This is a genomic window from Methanococcoides methylutens (assembly GCF_000765475.1).
GTDB lineage: Archaea > Halobacteriota > Methanosarcinia > Methanosarcinales > Methanosarcinaceae > Methanococcoides > Methanococcoides methylutens.
The window spans coordinates 1-1,725 of record NZ_JRHO01000011.1; the positions used below are offsets into that span (position 1 = coordinate 1).

3 protein-coding genes are annotated in these 1,725 nt (G+C 43.1%); 1 reads left to right on the top strand and 2 read right to left on the bottom strand.

Annotated features, from left to right (window positions below; genetic code table 11):
* Positions 1-370: universal stress protein (locus tag LI82_RS06215; protein ID WP_048194254.1), on the top strand; the 370-nt coding region annotated here is incomplete at its 5' end.
* Here LI82_RS06215 and LI82_RS06220 read toward each other — a convergent pair.
* Positions 363-1,004, bottom strand: coding sequence for a MarC family protein (locus tag LI82_RS06220; protein ID WP_048194255.1), 642 nt, complete (start codon positions 1,002-1,004; stop codon positions 363-365). The two genes, LI82_RS06215 and LI82_RS06220, sit on opposite strands and share 8 nt — an antisense overlap.
* A 51-nt stretch (positions 1,005-1,055) precedes the next feature.
* Positions 1,056-1,616, bottom strand: coding sequence for a hypothetical protein (locus tag LI82_RS06225; protein ID WP_152567533.1), 561 nt, complete (start codon positions 1,614-1,616; stop codon positions 1,056-1,058).
* Between the last annotated feature and the right edge of the window lie 109 nt (positions 1,617-1,725).

Here is a 1,725-nt window from a genome sequence, read left to right on the forward strand (position 1 = left end):
AATACACAGGGATTGGAAAACGGCAATGCAGGTCTCACTTCCAGAACACATATCTCCGGCCCAGTGGCGTGAATTTGCAAAGATTGCCGACGAGAACTGGAAAATAGAACGCAAGAAACATCTCGAGGAAAAAGCAGAAAATATTCTTTCCTACGTAGAAGAACTCGGGAAAAATAAGGGCGTAGATGTCGAAAAAGTACATATCGAAGGCAAACCGGCAAATGAGATCCTTGATTTTGCCTCCGATAAGAACGTAGACCTGATTGTTATGGGCACATTGGGAATGGGTTCTGATGGGACATTCCGGCTGGGACGTGTAGCAGAAAGAGTAATCCATCATGCAAGCTGTGATGTAATGTCGGTCAGGTAATTCCTGCAAGGTTACTGTATATATTCCACACACCATGAGTTACAAAATCCACCGCAAGAGCTGCAAGGAAAAGACCAAGCAGCCTGGTGATAACATGTGCTCCGGTGTATCCTATTAATTTATAGAGACGGCGGGAATAATATAGAGTCACAAAGCATATGCCGAATGTCAGCAGGAATGCCAGCAATACCACCAGTTTATAGGAAATTAAAGGGGATGTACCGGAAAGCACGACAACGGTTGTGATTGTGGCAGGGCCGGTCATCAATGGAAGGGCTATGGGGAATATCCAGACATCATCACGGCTGAGGGATTCATGAATTTCTTCTTCCGTTACACTTTCCCCGGATACTTTTGAGAGCAGCATATCAAAGGCTACCTTGAACAGCAATATTCCACCAGCCACCCTCAGGGAATCTACACTAATCCCGAAAACATTGAGGATGCTGTGACCGGTAACGGCAAAGAAAATGCATATCGTACAGGCAAGAAGGGTTGCACGGGTTGCTATACTGTTTTTTTCTTCCTGTGTCATGCTGCTTGTTAGTGAGATGAACGTTACGACTACTCCGATCGGACTCACGATAACGAAGATGCTAACAAAGGAGTAGATAAAGAATGACACAACGTCCATATCCGGCCACTATAGCAATCTGGTATTTAAAAGTGATCCCAAATAAGATAGTTAATTAACATTATTTTCACTGACAGATTCTTCATCATCTGGTAAACCATAAGATTTTTTGTTCTCAATCTCACAGGACTCGGATTCCATTATTTCCACCATTTGGTTATAATCCTCAAGAATGCTGTCCATGATGGAACGGAGGTGTTCAAGCACCTTGGAGTGAAGTAGACCTTCTGGAGATGATTCCATTTCTCCCGGTTCCGGGGCTTTTTCCAGTGCCTCAACAATCTGCTCTATGTTGCCCAAGCGATCCTTTATAGAAGACCAATTATTCTGCTGGATTTCGGCAGATTCTTCGGGAAGGCAGGAAATTTGTTTTTCCACTTTTGCCTTTTTATTATCAAAATATTCCAGCGTTTTTCTGGCCTTTTCCAGCATTTCAGCTTCTATAGCCTTATCAAAAATAATTTCTTCGGTGGATACTTCAGGAATATAGTCCCTATCTGGACGGAATTCCTCCTCATTCTCCTTTTTTTCCGGTAGAGGAGGAATGAATCGTTTGCCATTATTCATGACTCTCTGGTTCATGAATGTAGGAGATACAATTTCAATATCCATTCTATGAAGGGAGTCCAGCACTTCCTTCTTAAAATTAGAACGATCAGTTAGCAAGGCTTTAGTCTCTTTCAGCAGACCTCCCACCTTGTAGGTGACGGAGAAATCCCCC

What these genes read in the sequence shown, in the direction of transcription:
- LI82_RS06220 (WP_048194255.1), bottom strand. Translation starts at nt 1,004, where the DNA reads ATGGACGTTGTGTCATTCTTTATCTACTCCTTTGTTAGCATCTTCGTT.
- LI82_RS06225 (WP_152567533.1), bottom strand. Translation starts at nt 1,616, where the DNA reads ATGGATATTGAAATTGTATCTCCTACATTCATGAACCAGAGAGTCATG.